22 protein-coding genes are annotated in these 22,494 nt (G+C 62.0%); 3 read left to right on the top strand and 19 right to left on the bottom strand.

Going from position 1 to position 22,494, the window contains the following annotated elements; translation table 11 throughout:
- Nucleotides 1-85: 85 nt before the first annotated feature.
- The 15 genes from AB4O05_RS24870 to ccoN (AB4O05_RS24800) all read right to left on the bottom strand — a co-directional run bounded on the left by AB4O05_RS24870 (nt 86) and on the right by ccoN (AB4O05_RS24800) (nt 13,387).
- Nucleotides 86-769 carry a sulfite exporter TauE/SafE family protein gene (locus AB4O05_RS24870; RefSeq protein ID WP_460134793.1) on the bottom strand — a complete coding sequence of 228 codons (684 nt, stop codon included), beginning with the start codon at nt 767-769 and terminating at the stop codon, nt 86-88.
- Entirely contained in the window at nt 762-980 is a 219-nt protein-coding gene (gene ccoS, locus AB4O05_RS24865; RefSeq protein WP_053257431.1) for a cbb3-type cytochrome oxidase assembly protein CcoS, read from the bottom strand. The genes AB4O05_RS24870 and ccoS overlap by 8 nt, the downstream gene beginning before the upstream one ends.
- Before the next feature lie 22 nt (nt 981-1,002).
- On the bottom strand, nt 1,003-3,453 hold the full coding sequence (locus AB4O05_RS24860) for a heavy metal translocating P-type ATPase (protein WP_460134794.1): 2,451 nt from the start codon (nt 3,451-3,453) through the stop codon (nt 1,003-1,005).
- A gap of 112 nt (nt 3,454-3,565) precedes the next feature.
- Nucleotides 3,566-4,105 (bottom strand): FixH family protein, encoded by a 540-nt coding sequence (locus tag AB4O05_RS24855; RefSeq protein WP_460134795.1) that lies wholly within the window; start codon nt 4,103-4,105, stop codon nt 3,566-3,568.
- Nucleotides 4,106-4,136: 31 nt separating this feature from the next.
- Entirely contained in the window at nt 4,137-5,564 is a 1,428-nt protein-coding gene (gene ccoG / locus AB4O05_RS24850) for a cytochrome c oxidase accessory protein CcoG (protein WP_460134796.1), read from the bottom strand.
- 207 nt (nt 5,565-5,771) lie between these two features.
- On the bottom strand, nt 5,772-6,182 hold the full coding sequence (locus AB4O05_RS24845) for a PIN domain-containing protein (protein ID WP_460134798.1): 411 nt from the start codon (nt 6,180-6,182) through the stop codon (nt 5,772-5,774).
- Complete coding sequence (locus tag AB4O05_RS24840; protein ID WP_460134799.1) at nt 6,182-6,436, bottom strand: type II toxin-antitoxin system Phd/YefM family antitoxin; 255 nt, start codon at nt 6,434-6,436, stop codon at nt 6,182-6,184. Before AB4O05_RS24840 ends, AB4O05_RS24845 begins: the two co-directional genes overlap by 1 nt.
- 172 nt (nt 6,437-6,608) lie before the next feature.
- On the bottom strand, nt 6,609-7,571 hold the full coding sequence (gene ccoP, locus AB4O05_RS24835; RefSeq protein WP_460134801.1) for a cytochrome-c oxidase, cbb3-type subunit III: 963 nt from the start codon (nt 7,569-7,571) through the stop codon (nt 6,609-6,611).
- Nucleotides 7,568-7,753 (bottom strand): CcoQ/FixQ family Cbb3-type cytochrome c oxidase assembly chaperone, encoded by a 186-nt coding sequence (locus tag AB4O05_RS24830; protein WP_003175465.1) that lies wholly within the window; start codon nt 7,751-7,753, stop codon nt 7,568-7,570. Before AB4O05_RS24830 ends, ccoP (AB4O05_RS24835) begins: the two co-directional genes overlap by 4 nt.
- A gap of 6 nt (nt 7,754-7,759) precedes the next feature.
- Entirely contained in the window at nt 7,760-8,368 is a 609-nt protein-coding gene (gene ccoO, locus AB4O05_RS24825) for a cytochrome-c oxidase, cbb3-type subunit II (RefSeq protein ID WP_003193167.1), read from the bottom strand.
- Complete coding sequence (gene ccoN / locus AB4O05_RS24820) at nt 8,368-9,810, bottom strand: cytochrome-c oxidase, cbb3-type subunit I (RefSeq protein ID WP_460134802.1); 1,443 nt, start codon at nt 9,808-9,810, stop codon at nt 8,368-8,370. Before ccoN (AB4O05_RS24820) ends, ccoO (AB4O05_RS24825) begins: the two co-directional genes overlap by 1 nt.
- A 418-nt stretch (nt 9,811-10,228) precedes the next feature.
- Complete coding sequence (gene ccoP / locus AB4O05_RS24815) at nt 10,229-11,143, bottom strand: cytochrome-c oxidase, cbb3-type subunit III (protein ID WP_460134803.1); 915 nt, start codon at nt 11,141-11,143, stop codon at nt 10,229-10,231.
- Entirely contained in the window at nt 11,140-11,340 is a 201-nt protein-coding gene (locus AB4O05_RS24810) for a cbb3-type cytochrome oxidase subunit 3 (RefSeq protein WP_411392182.1), read from the bottom strand. Before AB4O05_RS24810 ends, ccoP (AB4O05_RS24815) begins: the two co-directional genes overlap by 4 nt.
- Before the next feature lie 3 nt (nt 11,341-11,343).
- Nucleotides 11,344-11,952, bottom strand: a complete 609-nt coding sequence (gene ccoO / locus AB4O05_RS24805; RefSeq protein WP_017735321.1) for a cytochrome-c oxidase, cbb3-type subunit II — start codon at nt 11,950-11,952, stop codon at nt 11,344-11,346.
- 10 nt (nt 11,953-11,962) lie between these two features.
- Entirely contained in the window at nt 11,963-13,387 is a 1,425-nt protein-coding gene (gene ccoN / locus AB4O05_RS24800; RefSeq protein WP_460134804.1) for a cytochrome-c oxidase, cbb3-type subunit I, read from the bottom strand.
- Nucleotides 13,388-13,466: 79 nt separating this feature from the next.
- Between ccoN (AB4O05_RS24800) and AB4O05_RS24795 the strand changes: the two genes are divergently transcribed.
- Nucleotides 13,467-14,159, top strand: coding sequence for an alpha/beta family hydrolase (locus AB4O05_RS24795; protein ID WP_460134805.1), 693 nt, complete (start codon nt 13,467-13,469; stop codon nt 14,157-14,159).
- An 86-nt stretch (nt 14,160-14,245) separates the two neighbouring features.
- Here the strand turns inward: AB4O05_RS24795 and AB4O05_RS24790 are convergent, their stop codons facing one another.
- Both AB4O05_RS24790 and AB4O05_RS24785 read right to left on the bottom strand, forming a co-directional pair.
- On the bottom strand, nt 14,246-15,811 hold the full coding sequence (locus tag AB4O05_RS24790) for a methyl-accepting chemotaxis protein (protein WP_460134806.1): 1,566 nt from the start codon (nt 15,809-15,811) through the stop codon (nt 14,246-14,248).
- 105 nt (nt 15,812-15,916) lie between these two features.
- Complete coding sequence (locus tag AB4O05_RS24785) at nt 15,917-16,708, bottom strand: CPBP family intramembrane glutamic endopeptidase (RefSeq protein WP_460134807.1); 792 nt, start codon at nt 16,706-16,708, stop codon at nt 15,917-15,919.
- Between the two features lie 421 nt (nt 16,709-17,129).
- Here AB4O05_RS24785 and AB4O05_RS24780 point away from each other — a divergent pair, with 421 nt between their 5' ends.
- Nucleotides 17,130-17,990 carry a DMT family transporter gene (locus tag AB4O05_RS24780; protein WP_460134808.1) on the top strand — a complete coding sequence of 287 codons (861 nt, stop codon included), beginning with the start codon at nt 17,130-17,132 and terminating at the stop codon, nt 17,988-17,990.
- Between the two features lie 32 nt (nt 17,991-18,022).
- Here the strand turns inward: AB4O05_RS24780 and AB4O05_RS24775 are convergent, their stop codons facing one another.
- Together AB4O05_RS24775 and AB4O05_RS24770 are read right to left on the bottom strand one after the other, a co-directional pair.
- Complete coding sequence (locus tag AB4O05_RS24775) at nt 18,023-18,907, bottom strand: DMT family transporter (protein ID WP_460134809.1); 885 nt, start codon at nt 18,905-18,907, stop codon at nt 18,023-18,025.
- A 64-nt stretch (nt 18,908-18,971) separates the two neighbouring features.
- The gene (locus AB4O05_RS24770; protein ID WP_460134810.1) at nt 18,972-20,363 is read right to left on the bottom strand and encodes a HAMP domain-containing methyl-accepting chemotaxis protein; all 1,392 of its coding nucleotides are present in this window, start codon (nt 20,361-20,363) and stop codon (nt 18,972-18,974) included.
- 391 nt (nt 20,364-20,754) lie between these two features.
- On the opposite strand from AB4O05_RS24770, the gene aceK reads away from it, so the two are divergent.
- Nucleotides 20,755-22,470 (top strand): bifunctional isocitrate dehydrogenase kinase/phosphatase, encoded by a 1,716-nt coding sequence (aceK, locus tag AB4O05_RS24765; protein ID WP_460134812.1) that lies wholly within the window; start codon nt 20,755-20,757, stop codon nt 22,468-22,470.
- Nucleotides 22,471-22,494 lie beyond the last annotated feature (24 nt).

Here is a 22,494-nt window from a genome sequence, read left to right as displayed (position 1 = left end):
GACTAGTGGGCCCGAGTCTAGGGGGATGGCGGATATGGCATCTTGATTTGTATCAACGGGGAGCGGCGCTATGCCACATGGCCTTTTAGTGGCCCATTAGCCAGTGCTGATGGGGCCCTGGCAATGTCCACAGGCCAAACAGGATCACCAGCAACCCACCAGCCACGCGCACGCTGCGTTTTCGCAGCACGGCGGTAACACGTTCGGCGGCCAGGCCGGTCGCCAGCAGGATCGGCCAGGTGCCCAAGCCGAACGCCAGCATCAGCAAGCCGCTGTTCAAGGCATTGCCCTGGCTCGCGGCCCACAGCAGGGTGCTGTAGACCAACCCACACGGCAACCAGCCCCACAATGCACCCAACAGCAATGCACGCGGCAGGCTGGTCACCGGCAGCAGACGGTTGGCAACGGGCTGGATATACCGCCACAGGCCGCGCCCGAGGCTTTCGATACGGGTAAGGCCGCTCCACCAGCCGGCCAGGTACAACCCCATGCAGATCAACAACACGCCGGCAAGCACGCGCATGAACATCGCCGCCGGGCTGTTGGCCACCGCCCAGCCCGCCAGGCCGATCACTATTCCGGCACTGGCGTAACTGAGGATGCGCCCCAGGTTGTACGCCAGCAGCAGGCGAAACCTAAGGCTGCGCTGCTCCTTGGGAATCGCCAGGGTCAGCGCGCCCATCAGCCCGCCACACATGCCCAGGCAATGGCCGCCACCCAGCAAGCCGAGGATCAGCGCGGAGACTAGTAACGGTGCCAGGTCAAGCATGGGGCGGGTCTTTCGGCGCGGGCGGCTGCTCGGGGCCGTTGGCTTCATCGACGGCGGCCAGGTGGTTGGGGTCCTGGTCATCGAACAGCACGCTGTGGGCGGGGCCGTCGAGGTCGTCGTACTGGCCGCTGTCCACCGCCCAGAAGAAGATGTAGATGGCGACACCCACCAATAGCAGCGCCGCCGGAATCATCACGTATAAAGCTGGCATCTGCACTCCATGCCCGCGCGGCTCAGGCCGGCAGCGGGCGGGTGATTGAGGGGGCGCTGACGGCCGGCGTGCTCGGCAGGCGAGTCAGGCGCAAGGCGTTGAGCACCACGGTCAACGAACTGAGGGACATGCCGATCGCCGCCCAGATAGGGGTGATCCAGCCCAGGGCGGCAAACGGCAGCATCAGGCCATTGTATAGGCCCGCCCACAACAGGTTTTCAATAATCACCCGTCGGGTACGTCGCGCCAGGCTGAAGGCTTGCACCAGGGCGTCCAGGCGGTTGGACAACAGCACCGCATCGGCGCTGGTTTTGGCCAGGTCGGTGGCCGAGCCCATGGCCACGCTGATATCGGCGGCGGCGAGTACCGGCACATCGTTGACCCCATCGCCGAGCATCAGCACCTTGCGGCCTTCCTTGTGCAGTTGTTGCAGCACCTGCAGCTTGTCGTCCGGGCGCAGGCCGCCATGGGCTTCGTCGATGCCCAGTTCAACGGCGACGCTGGCGACCATCGGCGAGCTGTCACCCGATAGCAGCAACGTGCGCCAACCGCGCGCCTTGCACGCGGCCAGCAGGGCCGGGGCATCGCTGCGCAAGCGGTCATCCAGCACGAACCAGGCGAGGGCACCCTGGCGGTCGCCCAGCAGCAGCCATTGCCCGGCGTCGTCCGGCGAAGCGGGCGTCGGGCAGCCGCTGAGTTCGCAGACAAACCCTGGCTGGCCGATGCGTAACAGGCGTTCGCCCACGCGCCCTTCCAGGCCGAGGCCGGGGGTGCTGAGCACTTCCTCGGCCGCCAGCGGCGCACGGCCAAAGGCGCGGGCAATAGGGTGTTCGGAGCGGTTTTCGAGGGCAGCGGCGAGGCCCAGGCACTGGTCGCTGTTCAACCCGCCCAGGGGCCGGATCGCCCGCAGCGCCAAACGGCCCTCGGTGAGGGTGCCGGTCTTGTCGAAAATCACCGTGTCGATCTGGTTCAGCCCCTCCAGCACATGGCCACGGGTCAGCAACAGCCCGAGTTTGTGCAAGGTGCCGGTGGCGGCGGTGAGCGCGGTGGGCGTGGCCAGGGACAACGCACAGGGGCAGGTCGCTACCAGCATCGCCAGCACGATCCAGAACGCCCGCGAAGAATCCAGTTGCCACCACCACAGGCCGATCAGCGCGGCGGCCATCAGCGAACCCAACAGGAACCATTGCGCGGCGTGGTCGGCGATTTGCGCCAGGCGCGGTTTATCGGCCTGGGCCCGCTCCAGCAGACGCACGATGGCCGACAGGCGTGTGTCGTGACCCAGGGCGCGTACTTCGACGGTCAACGCGCCTTCGACATTCAGCGTGCCGGCCGTGACCGTATCCCCGAGTTGGCGCGGTTGCGGCAGGTATTCACCCGTGAGCAGGGATTCGTCGATGCTGGACTGCCCATCGACGATCACCCCGTCCGCCGGCAGCACCGCGCCCGGATGCACGAGTACGCGGTCACCCAGGGCCAGTTCGCTCAAGAGGATGCGCTCGCTCTGGCCATCGCCCTTGAGGCGCAGGCACGAGGCCGGCAGCAGGTTGACCAGTTGGGCGGTGGCGGCGGCGGTACGCTCCCTGGCCCGACGCTCCAGGTAGCGCCCGGCCAGCAGGAACAGGGCGAACATGCCGACGGCATCGAAATACAACTCGCCGGCACCGGTGATCGCGGTCCATATGCCCGCCAGGTAAGCACCGCCAATGGCCAGGGACACCGACACATCCATGGTCAGGTGGCGCGTGCGCAGGTCACGCATGGCACCTTTGAAAAACGGCGCACAGCTGTAGAACACGATAGGGGTGGTCAGAAACATCGCCACCCAGCGCAGGATCACGTGCAGCTCCGGGCTCAGGTCGATATTGAATTCCGGCCAGGTGGCCATGGTCGCCATCATTGCCTGGAACCACAGCAGCCCGGCCACCCCCAGCTGGCGCAGGGCCAGGCGGTTTTCGCCGGCCAGTTGCTCGGCGGCGCGGTCGGCTTGATAAGGGTGGGCGGCGTAGCCGATGTGGCGCAGTTCGCTGAGCACCTGGCTCAGCGGCAATTGCCCGTCGGCCCAGCGCACGTGCAAGCGATGGTTGGACAGGTTCAAGCGCGCCTCGGCCACGGCGGGCAGGCTGCGCAGGTGTTTTTCGATCAGCCAGCCACACGCGGCGCAGCTGATGCCTTCCATCAGCAGGGTGGCTTCCGCCAACTCGCCGTCGTGGCGCACAAAGGGTTTTTGCACGTCGGCGCGGTCGTACAGCGCCAGTTCGTCCACCAGTTGCACCGGCAGCGCCTCGGGGTTGGCCGAGGCTTCGCTACGGTGCTGGTAGTAGCTTTCCAGGCCACCGGCGACGATGGCTTCGGCCACGGCCTGGCAGCCCGGGCAGCAGAGTTCACGACGTTCGCCGAGGATGTCGGCGGTGAACCGGCTGCCTGGCGGAACGGGCAAGGCGCAGTGGTAGCAAGGGACGGGGGTGGTCATGGGTTGGAATCTTCAGTGGCTGGGAGGGCCTCATCGCGGGCAAGCCCGCTCCCACAAGGACGCCGCGATCCTTTGTGGGAGCGGGCTTGCCCGCGATGCGCGAAGCGCTTTTTTACTTCTTCAGGTCTTCGGCGCCCTGCAACGGCTCATCCCCCAACAGCAGGTCCTTGTCGTGGCTGACTTCTTCTTCCTCGAACAGGCGCCAGGTCTTGTCGCCCTCCACGCCGAGCAGTTCCACGAAGCGGCGGCCATCGACCTTGTCGGTGACCTGGCCGATGTAACGGCCAGGCTCGCTGTCGCTGCGGGCCAGGTTGATCTTGCGGTCTTTCTCGGGCTGGGTCGGGGAAATCAGGTTCAGTTCCAGGGTCTTCGGGTTGCTGTAGCCGCTCAGTTGCAGGTCGACTTCACCGGTCAACTCATCGAGGTGCAGCTTGGCCCGCAGTTGCAGGGTCTGGGCCAGGCGTTCGCGGTCCAGGGAGCGGTTGATGCCTTTGCCGGCCTCGTAGTAGTTGTCGTTGACCAGGTTGTCCGGGTTGTTCACCGCGATGGTCACCATGGACAAGGTCAGGGTCACCGAGCAGGCCAGGATCGCAATGATGATCCAGGGCCAGAGGTGCTTGTACCAAGGGCTTGCGGCAGTGGCTGAAGGCATTGTTCGGCTCTCTGTTAACGAAGCTTTCTATTTAACGAACTTGGGGGCCGATGAATCGGCTCCGGGCTTCGATGTGGACGCTGGCGTCATCGGCATCCTTGAGGATGAACGTGACCTCGTTGGTACTCGATGGCAGTTGCTCCGGCGCGCTCGACAGCTCCACCGGCATGCTGACGATATCGCCGGCCGCCACCTTGATCTCGCGTCGGCCTTGCAGCTTGAGGTCTGGCAGGCCGGCGGCGTCGAGCACGTAGGTGTGGTCGCGCTGGTCTTTGTTCATGATCTTCAGGCTGTAGACGTTTTCGATGCGGCCTTCGGCGTTCTCACGGTAGAGCACGCGGTCCTTGCTCACGTCGAAACCCACCAGCGAGCGCATGAAGAATGCGGCGGCCAACAGGCTCATCATCGTCAGCAGCACCAGGGCGTAGCCGATCAGGCGTGGGCGCAATTTGTGGGTCTTCTGCCCGGAGAGGTTGTGCTCGGTGGTGTAGCTGATCAGGCCGCGCGGGTAGTCCATCTTGTCCATGATGTTGTCGCAGGCATCGATGCACGCGGCGCAACCGATGCACTCGATTTGCAGGCCGTCGCGGATGTCGATGCCAGTGGGGCAGACCTGCACACACATCGTGCAATCGATGCAGTCACCCAGGCCCTGGGCCTTGTAGTCGACGCCTTTTTTACGCGGGCCACGCGCTTCGCCACGGCGTGGGTCGTAGGAAACGATCAGGGTGTCCTTGTCGAACATCACGCTCTGGAAGCGCGCATACGGGCACATATAGATGCACACCTGTTCGCGCAGCCAGCCGGCGTTGCCGTAGGTGGCGAGGGTGAAGAAACCGACCCAGAAATACGACCAGCCGTCGGCCTGGCCGGTGAAGAAGTCGAACACCAATTCGCGGATCGGCGAGAAGTAGCCGACAAAGGTCATGCCGGTGACAAAGCCGATCAGCAGCCACAGCGTGTGCTTGCTGAGTTTGCGCAGGAATTTGCTGGCGCCCATTGGCGCCTTGTCCAGCTTGATGCGCTGGTTGCGGTCACCCTCGGTGACCTTTTCGCACCACATGAAGATCCACGTCCACACGCTTTGCGGGCAGGTGTAGCCGCACCACACGCGCCCGGCGTACACCGTGATGAAGAACAGGCCAAACGCCGCGACGATGAGAATGCCCGAGAGCAGGATGAAATCCTGGGGCCAGAAGGTCGCGCCAAAAATGAAAAACTTACGCTCCGGCAGGTTCCACCAGACGGCCTGGTGACCGCCCCAGTTCAGCCACACCGTGCCGAAATAGAGCAGGAACAAACCCGCGCCGCCCAGCATGCGTAAATTGCGGAACAGGCCGGTGAAGGCGCGGGTGTAGATTTTCTCTCGCGACGCGTAGAGATCGACCGTTTTGGGGTCTGCGCCATTCGGGTTTTTGGCAGGCGGGGTAACGTCATGTACCGGTATCTGGTTGCTCATCATTGCTTCCCACGGCGGTGGAGATTTGCCTCGGCCAGTACGTGCCAACCGGGGTCAAATTAAGGATGTTGCAGTGGCTTAATGATACGCCCCCGATGGTACGCCAAGGGTGCGACCTTTGGTCGCGTTGGGGGAAATCAATTGATGGTGTACGTGATCTGGATCAATTGACTTGGGAAGTATGGTCGGTTTTGGCCAGCGGGGAGGTCATTCGTCCCATGGATTGATCAGCGCAACACCGCTGGATTGAAAGTCACTGACGTTGCGTGTGACGACGGTGAGCCCATGCACCAGAGCGGTCGCAGCAATCAACGCATCGCTTTCGTTAGCCTGATCCGGCACATGCAGGTGCGCACAACGCAGCGCGACTGCAGCATCCACCGGCAGAACTCTGGCATCGAAAGCGGGCATCACATGGCGCTTCAGCCAGGTACGCAATACTTTCCCTTGCGCCGGATCTCGGCGCTCCATGCGCAGCACGCCGGTCTCCAGTTCTTTCAGGGTAATTGCTGAGATGAACATGCGCGGGGCAATCACGCTTCTGGCCCAGGCGACGACCTTTGCGTCGGCCTGGGGTTTACGAAGTTCAGAGATTACGTTGGTGTCGAGTAGATACATCAAGAGAGGTCCACGGGTCGATGAGTGATGACGGCACGCTCGGTTTCGAAGGCGATCTCTGCCGCTTCTGGCATCACCAACAGGTCAACGATGTCGGCATTGAGCCCTGTCAGTTTCTGATAGTCCTCAATGCTTAGCAGTACATGGGCAGGCTTGCCGCGATCGGTGATAAAAACCGGCCCTTGCCGGGCGGCTTTTTTGGCACCACTTGTGTCTTGGTTGAATTCGCGGCTGGAAATGGTCGTGATGGTCATTGGGCGCCTCCCAATTAATGGAGTGAATGTAGTTACGTTACTACGGCCCAGTTACAAGCTTCAAGCGGCAAGCCACAAGTGGTAGAGCGTCGTTTCAATTATCGCTGCATCCTGAACGAAAAAAGCCCCGTCAGCGTTCGCTGTACGGGGCTTTTCTCTTGCCGCTTGGAACTTATTCTTGCTTTTGCGACAAGCTGTACACATACGCCGCCAACAAGTGCACCTTGTCATTGCCTTGCAGCAATTCCTGCGCTGGCATCTGGCCCTGGCGGCCCCAACGGATGGTCTGCTGCAACTGGGCGAAGCTCGAACCGTAGATGAAGGCCCCTGGGTGGGTCAGGTCGGGCGCGCCCATGGCGGGAGTGCCTTTGCCGGCCGGGCCGTGGCAGGCGACGCAGTTGGCGGCGAAGAGTTTTTCGCCGTTGGCTACGTCGGCCTTGATGCCTTCCGGCAGCTTGCGCCCATCGAGCCTGGTCACGACGAAGGCGGCCACGTCGCTGACGCCTTGTTCCTTCAGGATATCCAGCCAGGCCGGCATCACGGCATGGCGGCCTTTCATGATGGTTTCCTTGATGGTGGCCGGCTCACCCCCCCAGCGCCAGTCGGCGTCGGTCAGGTTGGGGAAGCCATAGGCGCCTTTGGCGTCGGAACCGTGGCATACCGAGCAGTTGGAGGCGAACAGGCGGCCACCCATCTTCAGGGCTTGCGGGTCCTTGGCTACTTCTTCAATGGGCATCGACGCGAATTTGGCGAAGATCGGCCCGAACTTGGCGTCCGACCTGGCCATTTCCTTTTCCCATTCGTGCACGCCGGTCCAGCCGGTCTGGCCGTTGGCGAAGGGGGTTTGCTTGTCGTTGTCGAGGTAGTTGTAGCCCGGCAGCAAGCCTTTCCAGTTGCCCAGGCCGGGGTACAGCACCAGGTAACCGAGGGCGAAGATGATGGTGCCGACGAACAGCATGAACCACCACTTCGGCAGCGGGTTGTCATACTCCTCGATACCGTCGAACGAGTGGCCGACGGTCTCGTCGGTCTGTTCGGCGCGCTGCCCGCGGCGCGTCGACAGCAGCAGCCAGGTCAGGGCGAAGATGGTACCCAGGCTGAGGACTGTGACGTACAGACTCCAGAACGTAGTCATTCTTTGTTACTCCTAGAAGCTTGCTCGACGTGCTTGATGGCTTCGGGGTCATCCGCAAAAGGCAGCAAGGTCGCGTCTTCAAACTCCGACTTGCGCTTGGGGCTGAATACCCACAACGCCAGGCCGATAAAGGCCACCATCACGACAACGGTGCCCAGGCCACGAATCATCCCGATATCCATGAAGAATCACCGTTTGCTTTTGATGATAGTGCCCAGGCCTTGCAGGTAGGCCACCAATGCGTCCATTTCGGTCTTGCCCTTCACGGCGGCGGCCGCACCGGCGATGTCTTCGTCGGTGTAGGGCACGCCCAGGGTGCGCAAGACTTCCATCTTCTTCGCGGTGTCCTTGCCGTCGAGCTTGTTTTCCACGAGGAACGGGTACGCCGGCATTTTCGATTCAGGCACCACGTTGCGCGGGTTGTACAAGTGCGCGCGTTGCCAGTCATCGGAGTAACGCCCGCCGACACGTGCCAGGTCCGGGCCGGTGCGCTTGGAACCCCACAGGAACGGATGGTCCCACACGCTTTCACCGGCGACCGAGTAGTGGCCGTAGCGTTCGGTTTCGGCGCGGAACGGACGGATCATCTGCGAGTGGCAGCCGACACAGCCGTTGGCGATGTAGACGTCGCGGCCTTCCAGTTCAAGGGCGGTGCGCGGCTTCATGCCTTCCACCGGCTTGTTGGTCACGTCCTGAAAAAACAGCGGAACGATCTGGGTCAGGCCGCCGATGCTCACGGCGATCACCATGAAGAAGGCCAGCAGGCCGATATTCTTCTCGACTACTTCGTGCTTCATCAGTGCGCTCCTGCAACGACGATCTGGGCGGCGGCTTCGGCTTGTACAGGGTCCGAGGCACGCACGGTGCGCCAGACGTTGTAGGCCATGAACAGCATGCCGGAGGCAAAGAACGCACCGCCCAGGGCGCGGACGATGTAGCCCGGGTGGCTGGCTTGCAGCGCTTCGACGAAGGAGTAGGTGAGAGTGCCGTCATCGTTGATCGCACGCCACATCAGGCCCTGGGTGATGCCGTTGACCCACATCGAAGCGATGTAGAGCACGGTACCGATGGTGGCCAGCCAGAAGTGCGTGTTGATCAGCCCGACGCTGTGCATCTGCGCACGGCCGAACAGTTTGGGGATCATGTGGTACAGCGCGCCGATGGAGATCATCGCCACCCAGCCGAGGGCGCCGGCGTGTACGTGGCCGATGGTCCAGTCGGTGTAGTGGGAGAGCGAGTTGACGGTCTTGATCGCCATCATCGGCCCTTCGAAGGTCGACATGCCGTAGAACGCCAGCGACACCACGAGGAAGCGCAGGATCGGGTCGGTGCGCAACTTATGCCAGGCGCCCGACAGGGTCATCATGCCGTTGATCATGCCGCCCCAGCTTGGCGCCAGCAGGATGATCGACATCGCCATGCCCAGCGACTGCGCCCAGTCCGGTAGCGCGGTGTAGTGCAAGTGGTGGGGGCCGGCCCAGATGTACAGGGTGATCAGCGCCCAGAAGTGCACGATGGACAGGCGATACGAGTAAATAGGACGTTCGGCCTGTTTAGGCACGAAGTAGTACATCATCCCCAGAAAACCGGTGGTGAGGAAAAAGCCCACGGCGTTATGCCCGTACCACCACTGGATCATCGCGTCCGTTGCGCCGGAATAGGCCGAGTAGGACTTGAACAGGCTGACCGGTAACGAGGCGTGGTTGACGATGTGCAGCATCGCCGTGACCAGGATGAACGCGCCGTAGAACCAGTTGCCCACGTAGATGTGCTTGGTCTTGCGCTTGACGATGGTGCCGAAGAACACCAGCGCGTAGGTCACCCAGACGATGGCCAGCAAAATGGCGATCGGCCATTCCAGCTCGGCGTACTCCTTGGTGGTGGTGTAGCCCAGCGGCAACGTGATGCCGGCTCCGACGATCACGGCTTGCCATCCCCAGAAGGTGAAGGCGGCCAGGCTGTCGGAAATCAGTCGCGTCTGGCAGGTTCGCTGCACGACATAGTAGGAAGTGGCGAACAGTGCGCATCCGCCGAAGGCGAAGATCACCAGGTTGGTGTGCAGCGGGCGCAGACGGCCGAAGGTCGTCCAGGGCAGACCGAAATTCAATTCCGGCCATACCAGTTGCGAGGCGATGAAGACCCCGAGCCCCATGCCAAGGATCCCCCAGACCACCGTCATGATGGCGAACTGGCGGACTACCTTATAGTTATAAGCAGTCGGACTGATTGCTGTGCTCATTCTAAGGTTCCACGGTTTAGGTTTTTTTATAGGTAAAAATCGGCCGCAAGTATGTAGAAAGCAAGGGGTCATTGCAACGCAATGACTGACCTGTATCAATGCGTTCCACGCCAGATTCTGCGCCCTTTCCATGTTTGATGTAAGGACAAAATCCAAAATAGAAAGCTGATCAAGTGGACAGGAATTTTTTCGACTCGCAACGGTAGCCATCGCGTACGCCGGAACCGGTCCGCTGTGCAGCAAGCGTAGACCCGAATGGCAAGGGGGGAAAGTTGTGCTTTGGAAGGGTGTGACGAACTGCCGCAGAGCGGCAGTCATCAGCGGCAAGTTGCAAGCCGCAAGAAAAAGCGGCTGCAAGATCCAAGTTGGGCGCTCTTCTCTTGCAGCTTGAAGCTTAAAACTTCCAGCTCACCTGCTGCTATTGATGGGACAGGCTATACACGTAAGCCGCCAGCAGGTGCACCTTGTCATTGCCTTGCAGCAGTTCCTGCGCAGGCATCTGGCCCTGGCGACCGTGGCGGATGGTCTGTTGCAACTGCGCCAGGCTGGTGCCGTAGATATAGCCGCTCGGCTCGGTCAGGTTCGGCGCGCCCATGGCTTCCATGCCGTGGCCTTGCGGACCGTGGCAAGCCACGCAGGTGGTGCTGAACGCGGCTTGGCCTGCGGCCAGGTCGGCGCTGCTGTCGGCAGGCAGTGGCAGTTTGGCCAGGTCGTGGCGTACATAGGCGGCGACGTTTCTCACACCGTCATCACCCAACATCTCACCCCAGGCCGGCATCGCCGCGTGGCGACCGTTCATGATGGTGGTCTTGATCGCTGCGGCCGAACCGCCCCAGCGCCAGATGTTGTCTGCCAGGTTAGGGAAGCCGTACGCGCCCTTGGCATCCGAGCCGTGGCACACCGCGCAGTTGGAGGCAAACAGGCGACCGCCCATTTTCAACGCTTGCGGGTCTTTGGCGACTTCTTCCACCGGCATGGCCGAGAATTTGGCGAAGATCGGTCCGAACCTGGCATCGGCCTTGGCCATTTCCTTGTCCCATTCCTTGGCCGAGGTCCAACCGTTCTCATAACCGGGGAACACGCCTTTCCAGTTGCCCAGGCCGGGGTAGAGGATCAGGTAGCCGACGGCAAATACCAGGGTGCCGGCGAACAGCATGAACCACCACTGCGGCAGTGGGTTGTCGTATTCCTCGATACCGTCGAAGGCGTGGCCCATGGTCTGGTCGACGCTGCCCTTGGTCTCGCCCTTGCGGGTGCCGACCAACAGCCAGGTCAGGCCGATCAGGCTGCCGATGGTCAGTACGCAGATCCATGTACTCCAAAAAGTAGTCATGGCCGATTGCTCCTTGTTACAGGCTCTTCTTGAGCGTCGGATGGAGTGGGTTCGTCGGCGAACGGCAGCAGGCGTGCCTGCTCGAATTCCGCATTGCGACGGTTGTTGAACACCCACAGCGACAGGCCGATAAAGGCGATGGCAACCACCAGCGTGCCAAGGCCGCGAATGGTGCCCGCATCGAATTCAAATCCCATGGCTCACCTCTTGCTCTTGATGGCAGTGCCGAGCACTTGCAGGTACGAAACCAGCGCGTCCATCTCGGTCTTGCCCTTGAGGCTGGCGACCGCGCCACTGATGTCGTCGTCGGTGTACGGCACGCCGAGGGTGCGCATCACTTTCAACTTGGTCTCGGTGTGGCTGCTGTCGACGGCGGCGGTGACCAGCCATGGGTAGGCCGGCATTTTCGACTCGGGTACCACGTTGCGCGGGTTGTACAAGTGCGCGCGGTGCCAGTCGTCCGAGTAGCGTGCGCCGACGCGCGCCAGGTCCGGCCCGGTACGCTTGGAGCCCCACAGGAACGGGTGGTCCCACACGCTTTCACCGGCGACCGAGTAGTGGCCATAGCGTTCGGTTTCGGCGCGGAACGGACGGATCATCTGCGAGTGGCACTGCACGCACCCTTCGCGGATGTAGATGTCACGGCCTTCCAGTTGCAGCGCGGTATAGGGTTTCATGCCCTCCACCGGTTTGTTGGTCACATCCTGGAAGAACAGTGGGACGATCTGGGTCAGGCCGCCGATGCTCACGGCGAGCACCATCAGCAGCATCAACAGGCCGACGTTCTTTTCAATCGTTTCGTGTTTCATCACTGACTCCTCAGGCCATTTGCGTGGCGGTGGCGGCTTCGACAGGTTGTGCCGAGCGCACGGTGCGCCAAGTGTTGTAAGCCATCAGCAACATGCCGCTGAGGAACACTGCACCGCCGACCAGCCGCACGATGAAGCCTGGGTGGCTGGCCACCAGGGTTTCGACGAAGGAGTAGGTGAGGGTGCCGTCATCGTTGATCGCACGCCACATCAGGCCCTGGGCGATGCCGTTGACCCACATCGAGGCGATGTAGAGCACGGTGCCGATGGTGGCCAGCCAGAAGTGCGCGTTGATCAACCCGACGCTGTACATCTGCTCGCGGCCGAACAGTTTGGGGATCATGTGGTACAGCGCGCCGATGGAGATCATCGCTACCCAGCCGAGGGCGCCGGCGTGTACGTGGCCGATGGTCCAGTCGGTGTAGTGGGAGAGCGAGTTGACGGTCTTGATCGCCATCATCGGCCCTTCGAAGGTCGACATGCCGTAGAACGCCAGCGACACCACGAGGAAGCGCAGGATCGGGTCGCTGCGCAGCTTATGCCAGGCGCCCGAGAGGGTCATCATGCCGTTGATCATGCCGCCCCAGCTCGGTGCCAGCAGCACCAGCGACATCACCATGCCCAACGACTGTGCCCAGTCCGGCAACGCGGTGTAGTGCAAGTGGTGAGGACCGGCCCAGATGTACAGGGTGATCAGCGCCCAGAAGTGCACGATGGACAGGCGATACGAGTACACCGGCCGCTCGGCCTGCTTGGGCACGAAGTAGTACATCATCCCGAGGAAGCCGGCGGTGAGGAAAAAGCCTACCGCGTTATGCCCATACCACCACTGCACCATGGCATCCGTCGCACCGCCGTACAGCGAGTAGGACTTGGTCAGGCTGACCGGGATTTCCAGGTTGTTGACAATATGCAGGATGGCCACGGTGATGATGAACGCACCGAAGAACCAGTTGCCGACGTAGATGTGCTTGGTATTGCGCTTGGCCACGGTGCCGAAGAACACGATGGCGTAGGCCACCCAGACGACGGTGATGAGGATATCGATCGGCCATTCCAGCTCGGCGTATTCCTTGGAGCTGGTGTAGCCCAGCGGCAAGCTGATCGCGGCCAGCAGGATCACCAGTTGCCAGCCCCAGAAGCAGAACGCGGCGATTTTCGGCGCGAACAGCTGGGTCTGGCAGGTACGCTGCACCGAGTAGAACGAGCTGGCAAACAGCGCGCAGCCGCCAAAGGCGAAGATCACCGCGTTGGTGTGCAACGGGCGCAAGCGGCCGAAGCTGGTCCAGGACAAGTCGAAGTTGAGCGCGGGCCAAACCAATTGGGCGGCGAGAAAAACCCCGAGCCCCATGCCGACGATGCCCCACACCACCGTCATAATGGCGAATTGGCGGACCACCTTGTAGTTATAGGCGGTACTTAAAGTAGTGTTCATGGTTCCCCATCCACGGTTCAACCCAAGCTGATGCGACACTTGGGCTGGAGTTATAGGCAGACTGAATAGCGAGGCAAGCATGGGCAAAGAGCACAAGGCCAGTATTGACGGGGATCAATGGGCGCAGTGTGTACGGGAACACGGCTGGCTGTGGGATGTCGCCTCGGACGCGGCCGCGAGTACGCCGGTTACGCTGATCCTGGCCCACGGCGCCGGCGCCCCGATGGACTCATCCTTCATGAACGACATGGCCGCACGCCTTGCCGGGCATGGCGTGAACGTGCTGCGCTTCGAGTTTCCCTACATGGCCCAGCGCCGTGCGGATGGCGGCAAACGCCCACCGAATCCGGCGCCGAAACTGCTGGATGCGTGGCGTGAGGTGTATGCCGAGGTGCGACGCCATGTCGCTGGGAAACTGGCCATCGGTGGCAAGTCCATGGGGGGGCGCATGGCCAGTCTTTTGGCGGATGAAGTGGGCGCTGATGGGCTGGTTTGCCTGGGGTATCCGTTCTACGCGGTGGGTAAACCGGAGAAACCGCGGGTTGAGCATCTGGCTGGATTGAAGACGCCCACGTTGATCGTGCAGGGCGAGCGCGATGCCCTGGGCAATCGGACGGCGGTGGAGGGGTATGACTTGTCGCCGAGCATTGAGGTGATGTGGCTGGTAGCGGGGGATCATGACTTGAAGCCGTTGAAGGCTTCGGGGTTCAGCCATGAGCAGCATCTGGAGGCTGCGGCGGTGCAGGTGGCGAGGTTTCTTGGCGGCCTTTAGGGCCCCATCGCAGGCAAGCCAGCTTCTACATGTTTGATGTGTGAATACCGTCAACATGTGGGAGCTGGCTTGCCTGCGATAGCGGTCTACCGGTTGAAGCGTTCTACCAGCGAGTACTGGGTATTGGCCGTATGCGTCAACTCTTCACTCAACTGCGCCGAGCTCAACGCCTGCTCCGACGTCTGATCCGCCAGCAGTGCGATGGTGCTGATGTTGCGGCTGATCTCCTCGGCCACCGAACTCTGCTCTTCGGTCGCGGCGGCGATCTGCGTGGTCATGTCGGTGATGTGCGCCACCGCTTCGCTGATGCCCACCAGCGCCTGGTCCGCTTCCATCACCCGCGCCACACCTTCTTCGGCCTGGCGATGCCCGGCGTCCATGGTTTGCACGGCGGCGGCCGCGGTCTGCTGCAGCTTGGCGATCAGGGTGTGGATCTGCCCGGTCGATTCAGCCGTGCGTTGCGCCAGTTGACGGACTTCGTCAGCCACCACCGCAAAACCACGGCCCATCTCACCGGCACGCGCCGCTTCAATGGCGGCGTTCAATGCCAGCAGGTTGGTCTGGTCGGCAATGCCTTTGATCACGTCGACGACGCCACCGATCTCATCGCTGTCCTTGGCCAGTTGAGTGACGGTCACACCCGTCTCCCCAACCGCCACCGACAGGCGCTGGATCGCCTCGCGGGTTTCCCCGGCGATGTCGCGGCCGCGACCGGTCAGGCGGTTGGCCTCCTGGGTCGCATCGGCGGTGCGTTGTACATGGCTGGCGACTTCCTGGGTGGTCGCCGCCATCTGGTTGATTGCCGTGGCCACCTGCTCGGTTTCCACGCGCTGGCGTTCCAGGCCGCTGGAGCTGTTGTGCGCCAGGGTGTTGGACTGGGCCGCCTGGTCGTTGAGGTGTTCGGCGGTGTCCTGCAGGCGTGTAAGACACGTCTTCAGGCGCGCCTCCTGGCTGAGGATCGACATCTCCAGACGCGCCTGGGCGCCACGGCTGTCGGTATACATTTGCGCGATCAACGGGTCGGAGGTGGTCTGTTCGGCCAGGCGCAGCAGGCGCTTGAGGCCGCGCTGTTGCCAGGTCAGGCCGAGCAGGCCCAACGGCACCGAGAGCCCCGCCGCCAGGGCAAAACCCCAGTGGGAGTTGAGCGACGCACCGATCATGAAGCTCAACTGGCTGATCAGGATGAACGGCACCCAGTCCTGGAGCACCGGCAGCCACTTGTCCCGCTGGGGAATGGCCGACTTGCCCTGGTTGATGCGTTGGTAGAGCGCTTCGGCGCGGCGGACCTGCTCGGCGGTGGGCTTGATGCGCACCGATTCGTAGCCGACCACCTGGTTGCCGTCGAAGACCGGCGTCACATAGGCGTTGACCCAGTAATGATCGCCGGTCTTGCAGCGGTTCTTGACAATGCCCATCCATGGCAAGCCTTGTTTGAGCGTGGACCACATATGCCCGAACACCGCCGCCGGAACATCCGGGTGACGCACCAGGTTGTGCGGCGCGCGTAGCAGTTCTTCACGGGAAAACCCACTGATCTCGACGAACGCGTCGTTGCAGTAGGTGATTACGCCTTTGGCATCTGTGGTGGAGATCAACCGTTGCTGAGCGGGGAAGGTACGTTCGCGCTGTGTAACGGGTTGGTTATTACGCATGGTTGTTCAATCCGCAAGGCTTTCATGGGGTATCGGCGACAACAGGCGTTTATTTAACTTATTTTTGCAACAATCAGCGGGGCCTGCATTCGTGGGGAGGCGGTGTCAGCCCGCCAGCATCGGATACGTAAACAAGCCGAAGTGAAGCAGATTCAGGCCAAAGTGCGTGGCAATCGCCGCCCCCAGCCCGCCAAACCGATAAGCCAGGCCATACCCGACCCCGGCGATGCTCGCCAGCAGCACCCAGTGCCAGCCCGCGCTCAGATGCACCAGGCCGAACAACAGCGAGGCCAGCAGCAGGGCGAGGTTGTCGCCATAGGGCAGGCGTTGGAAGCGCCGGCTCAAGCCGCCTTGAATGTAGCCACGGAACAGCGCTTCTTCCACCAGTGTCACCAGCAGCAGGTTATTCAGCACCCATAACCAGGCCTGATCCGGCCATTTCGGCGCCCAACTGATCACGCCCAGCATCGCGGCACAGCCCAGGGCGGCGATGGCGGTGAGGGCCAAGGCCAGGGCGGTCACGCAGATCGACAGGCGCAGGCGCCGCCGGGCCACGATCCAGGGGCAGGCCAGCAACAGCCAGAAGCCGATGAGCGGCTTGTCCTGGTTCAGGTACATCGAGAAGGGCACGGCGTCGGGGGTGAAACGCTGCGGGTCAATGCCGCGCCCGTTGTAGAAGCCCGGCAGCCAGTGCATTGCCAGGCTCAGGGCCAATACGATAAACAAGCCGTGGCCCAGGTATCGCGCCCAGGGCGTGCGTTGCTGGCGCACGGCGTAGCCGGCGACCAGCAGCAGGGCCACGGACACGGCGGCCAACAGACCCAGTTGCCCATAGGCCAGGGCCAGCCCATAGCCGAGGGAAAGCAGCGCCAGATACAGCCAGGGCAATGTGATCATGGGGAGTCCTAGAAAAAATTTGGCGGCATTATAGCTACCGTCCTACATGGTCCACATGAAAACTCCTCCTCGCCATGGGCGTTGGCGAGGTGATTGCAAAACGTATCAGCGGCTGGTTATAGTCGCGTCTTCTTCGTCCCTTCACACCAGATCAGCCCATGCCAGCTCTCCAGCGCATAGCGGTAGTCGATTCAGCGGTCAACGCTGTGGTCGTGCCGTGCGGGAGTCAGCAGCCTGTGCAGATCAGTCATTACCCCCCACCTGTCAGTAGCACGCCGGTGTACGCAGTCGTATCACCGCCAGGCGTTGGCGTTTCGGGCTGATCAGCTGATTGCTGTGACCCCGTGCCCGCCTGAAAAAAACCTACTGAATTTCAACGGTTGTTGAATCGGCTTTTTTTGCCTGATAACAGGTGGTAACCATGTCTGTTCTTTCGAAACAATCCGTGGCCGCGGCGGCCTCGACGAGCCTGTTTGTGTTGTTGTGGAGCAGTGGGGCGATCTTCTCCAAGTGGGGCCTGGCCCACGCCTCACCTTTCGCGTTCTTACTGATCCGCTTTGCCATCGCCCTGGCGGGCCTGGTAGTGCTGGTGCCGATCCTCAAGCTGAAACTGCCGCGCCCCGGCAAACCCCTGCTGTATGCGGCGGCCACCGGACTGGTATTGCTGGGGGCCTATCAGATCTTTTACCTGCTGGCCCTCGACCTCAAGGTCACTCCCGGCATGATGGCGACCATCATGGGCGTGCAGCCGATCCTCACGGTGGTGCTGATGGAGCGCCAGCGTTCCTGGCGCCGGATGTTCGGCCTGGGCCTGGGGCTGGCGGGGTTGATCATGGTGGTTTACCAGGGCATTGGCCTGTCGGGTATGTCCCTGGCGGGGATGCTGTTCGGGCTGCTGGCCCTGGCAAGCATGACGTTCGGCTCGATCATGCAGAAGCGCATCACCGATAACCCCTTGGGCACACTGCCAGTGCAGTATGTGGCGGGGCTGCTGCTGTGTGCGGTGTGTGTGCCGTTCCAGCCATTTCACGTTGAGCACGCTACGGGGTTTTACCTGCCGGTGCTGTGGATGGGGCTGGTAGTGTCGGTGCTGGCGACGCTGTTGCTGTACCGCCTGATCGCACGGGGCAATCTGGTGAATGTCACCAGTTTGTTCTACCTGGTGCCGGCGGTGACGGCGGTGATGGATTACTTGATCTTTGGCAACAGGCTCGCGCTGTTGAGCCTGCTGGGGATGGGGTTGATCATTGTGGGGTTGGGGTTTGTGTTTCGTAAGCACTAACTGACCGGCTGCAGGCGCGGGCCAGCTCGCGCCTACAGTTTTTGCGGCCGTAACACCAACCCTAACGCCCCGGCAATCAACACCCCGCCATACACATGGGCCATCGACAGCGGCTCGTCCAGCAACAACGCGCCCCACAACACCCCAAATGGCGGGATCAAAAAGGTGGTGGTCATCGATCTCACCGGGCCTATGGCCGTGAGCAGCCGGAAGTACAGCACGTAGGCAAACGCTGTACACACCAGCCCCAATCCCAGCAGCGACATCCACACCTGCCAACCGCCCCAGGTCGCGGGCGGATGGCTGATGGCGCTGTAGGCAAAAAGCGGCAACAGCAACAATGTGGCGCCCAGCATGCTGCCCAGGGCGGCGAGTCGACTGTCCAAACCACCACGCTGGTCCAGCCAACGGCGCGCGAGGAATCCGGCAAAGCCATAACAGGTGGTCGCCAGCAAACAGGCCACTGCACCCATCAACAATTCCAGGTCAAACGCCACGGGCCCCGCACGGGTCAGCACGCCGACGCCAAACAGGCCCAGGCAGACCCCGGCGATTTTCGACGGCGTCAGCCGCTCACTGAAAAATAGCCCGCCAATCAACACGCCCATCAGCGGCGTGGTGGCATTGAAAATCGCCGAGTAGCCCGCCGGCAGTACCTGGGCCGCCACCGAGTACAGGGTCGCGGGGATCCCGGAGTTGATCATGCCCAGCACCAGCACGGTCTTGAACTTGCCCTGGAAGTCCCACTTCACCCGCATCACCGCCAGGATCACCAGCAACCCGGCGGCGGCAATCGACACGCGAAAAAACGCGGTCGGCACCGTGCCGATTGCCGGCGCGATGATGCGCATGAACAAAAAGCTCGCGCCCCAGATGGCGGCCAGCCCCAGCAAGTACAAGGTGTCGACAGGTCTCACGGAGAACTCCCACATCAATAAGGCGGCGAGTGTTGCCCACAGACCTGCCCGACACAATCACTGATTACAGGACAAAGCGTGTCACCAAACCATTGAGGTCCACCGCCAGGTGTGACAGTTCCTGGCTGGCGGCTGACGTTTGGGTGGCGCCGGCAGCGGTCTGCATGGACAGGTCGCGGATGTTCACCAGGCTGCGGTCAACCTCGCGAGCCACCAGCGCCAGCTGCCCGGCGGCGCTGGCGATCATCCGGTTGCGCTGGCTGATCTGAGAGATGGCGGCGGTGATTTTTTCCAGCGCGCTGGCCGCGCTGTTGGCCCGTTGCAGGGTGTGGCCGGCCTGTTCGGCGCTGCTGTTGAGGGCCATGACGGTGTCCTGGGTGCCTTGCTGGATACCGGTGAGCATCTGTTCGACTGCTTCGGCGGAATCCTGGGTGCGCTGTGCGAACGAGCGCACCTCATCGGCGACCACTGCAAACCCTCGCCCGGCATCGCCCGCGCGCGCCGCTTCGATCGCTGCGTTGAGCGCCAGCAGGTTGGTTTGCCCGGCGATGTTGCGAATCACCTCCAGCACCTTGCTGATGTTCTGAGCCTGCAGCGCCAGGTCCTCGGCCTTGTGGGTGGCAGCGAGTACTTCGTCCACCAGATTCTGGATCGAACGGATGGTCTCGCTGATCTGGTAATGGCCGTGCTTGCTGTCTTCATCGGAAGCCTGGGAGGCCTCGGCGCTGGACACGGCATTGCTCGCCACTTCGTCCACGGCGGCACTCATCTGGGTCACAGCGGTCGCGGCTTGCTCGATTTCGTGGTTCTGCGCCTGCAGACCACGGGTGCTCTGTTGCAGCACCGAGCTCATTTCCTCGGCGGCGCAGGCCAGTTGCTGCGCCGATTCGCTGATGCCGCGCATGCTGCGCGCCTGGTTGATCGGTGCAGTGATGCTGCGGGTCAGCAGCCAGGCCAGCAGCAAGGTAGCCAGCAATGCGATCACGATGATCAGGCCAACCACCCACCGCGCGCTGGAATACACCCGCGCGGCTGAGCCCGTGGCGGCTTCGACGCCGCTCCGGTTGACGGCGATCAGGTGTTCCAGGTTCTGGCCGAGAACCTTGCCCTGTGGTGCGAGGCGGTGGGTAAGCAGGTCGATGGCGTCCTGTTGCTGGTGCTTGTCCACCAGAGCGACCATTTGATTCACGACGTCGAGGTAGGTGGTGATATTGCCCTTGAGCTTATCCAGCAGTGCTTGTTCGGCGTCGCTGTTCAGCAGGGCCTCCAGGCGGATACTCGCCACCAGGGCTGCACTGTCGTGGGTAGGCATCCGCGACGGTTCAATGACCAGCGCGTTTTCGCACAGCTTGGCCATTTGGCCCAGGCCAAACAGACCGGCAATCACCAGCAAGCTGGCCAGCACCCCAAAACTCAGGCTGGCCCGCAGACCGATCCTCATATTTCTCAATGACATCTTTATGCTCCATGGGCGATTAGAACCTGCTCCCGGATCGGTCTTTTGACCCTGTGAGGGGAAGGGAGAGGGCGCGCTATATAGCAAGGTGCCACTATCGTGGTAATCAGGGTTTCCCTTAGTTGGAGCCGAAGCTTCACTGCGTGGCCGTAGCCGATAAGGCTCGCGGATTACCTGCTTGAACCTGCCAGGCCACGGCGTCAGAGGCGCGTAGAGAGGACGCAGGCTGAGGTTGGGGTACGTTTGTTGACCGAGTGGTCGAATAAAAGGAGTGAAAATAAATCTACGAAGTGGGCAGGGTTGTATCAGCCTGCGGAAAAAATCACCCTTCTCCTGCCCCCTCACACTGGCTAAGCTCTGGGCTTCCAGATGCCTGTTCGAGGTTTCCCGCATGTCGCAGCCCACACCCGCTCTCGCCATTGCCCGCACGATCCTCGAAGGCTTCGACGATTACCGCGAGCACTTCCGCCAGATCACCGACGGCGCCCGCGAGCGGTTCGAAAAGGCCCAATGGCAACAGGGCCAGGCGGCCTCGGCGGCGCGGATCAACCTCTATGAAGAAAAGGTCATTGAGGTGACCACAGCCCTGCACACTCGCTTCGATGACGCGGATTTGCTCGACATCGACCTGTGGCCCCTGGTGAAAAGCGCCTACATCGGCCTGATCGACCTGCGTTTCGACGATGAGCTGTCCGAAACCTGGTACAACTCGATCTTCTGCGGCCTGTTCAGTCACGACCTGATCAGCGATGGCTGCATGTTCATCCACACCACCCGGCCCAGCCTGCGTCGGGCACGGGCGGCGCAAACCCGCCTTTACACGCCGGCGGGTCAGATTCCTGAAATGCTCGCGCGGATATTCGCGGACTACCGTTTCAGCGAGCCCTACGCCGACCTGGCGGCCGACCTGCACCGCCTGGAGGCTCAACTGCGGGAAAACCTGCCGGACTGGGTGTGCAAGGACCCGGACCTCAAGGTCGAGCTGTTTTCCTCGGTGCTCTATCGCAACAAAGGCGCGTACCTCGTCGGGCGCATCTATACCCGCGACGAACAATGGCCGCTGGTGATTCCCCTGTTGCACCGCGAAGGGCGGGGGATCCAGATCGATGCGCTGATCACCGACGAAGCCGAGGTGTCGATCATCTTTTCGTTCACTCGCTCGTATTTCATGGTGGATGTGCCAGTGCCGGCGGAATTCATCGGCTTTCTCAAGCGCATCCTGCCGGGCAAGCACATTGCCGAGCTGTACACCTCCATCGGGTTCTACAAGCACGGCAAGTCGGAGTTCTATCGCGCGCTGATCAACCACCTGGCCACCACCGATGATCAATTCATCATGGCCCCCGGCGTGCGTGGCATGGTCATGAGCGTGTTTACCCTGCCGGGCTTCAACACGGTGTTCAAGATCATCAAGGACCGCTTCTCACCCTCGAAAAACGTCAACCGCGCCACGGTGATCGAGAAGTACCGTCTGGTCAAAAGCGTCGACCGCGTCGGGCGCATGGCTGATACCCAGGAGTTTGCCGACTTTCGTTTCCCCTTGAGCAAGTTCGAGCCCGAGTGCCTGGCCGAATTGCTGGACGTCGCCGCCGGCACCGTCGAAGTGGAGGGCGACACGGTGCTGATCCGCCACTGCTGGACCGAACGGCGCATGACCCCGCTCAATCTCTACCTCGACAACGCCAACGCCGCCCAGGTGCGCGAAGCCCTGGAAGACTACGGCCTGGCGATCAAGCAACTGGCGGCGGCGAATATCTTCCCCGGTGACATGCTGCTGAAAAACTTCGGCGTCACCCGTCACGGCCGTGTGGTGTTCTACGACTACGACGAAATCTGTTTTCTCACCGAAGCCAACTTCCGCCACATCCCCGAACCGCGCACGCCCGAGGATGAAATGGCCTCCGAGCCCTGGTACTCCATCGGCCCGCTGGACGTGTTCCCGGAAGAATTCCCACCGTTCCTGTTCGCCGATGCCGGCCAGCGCAAGCTGTTCGATGAGCTGCACGGCGAGTTGTACAACGCCGACTATTGGAAGGGCCTGCAGGACGCGATTCGCGCCGGCAAGGTGATCGATGTATTCCCGTATCGCAGAAAAGAGCAGCGGTAAGCGACAAGCTGCAAGTAAAAGCGG

It is taken from the genome of Pseudomonas sp. S1_G07 (assembly GCF_054668565.1).
This window is presented reverse-complemented; position numbering and strand designations above follow the sequence as displayed.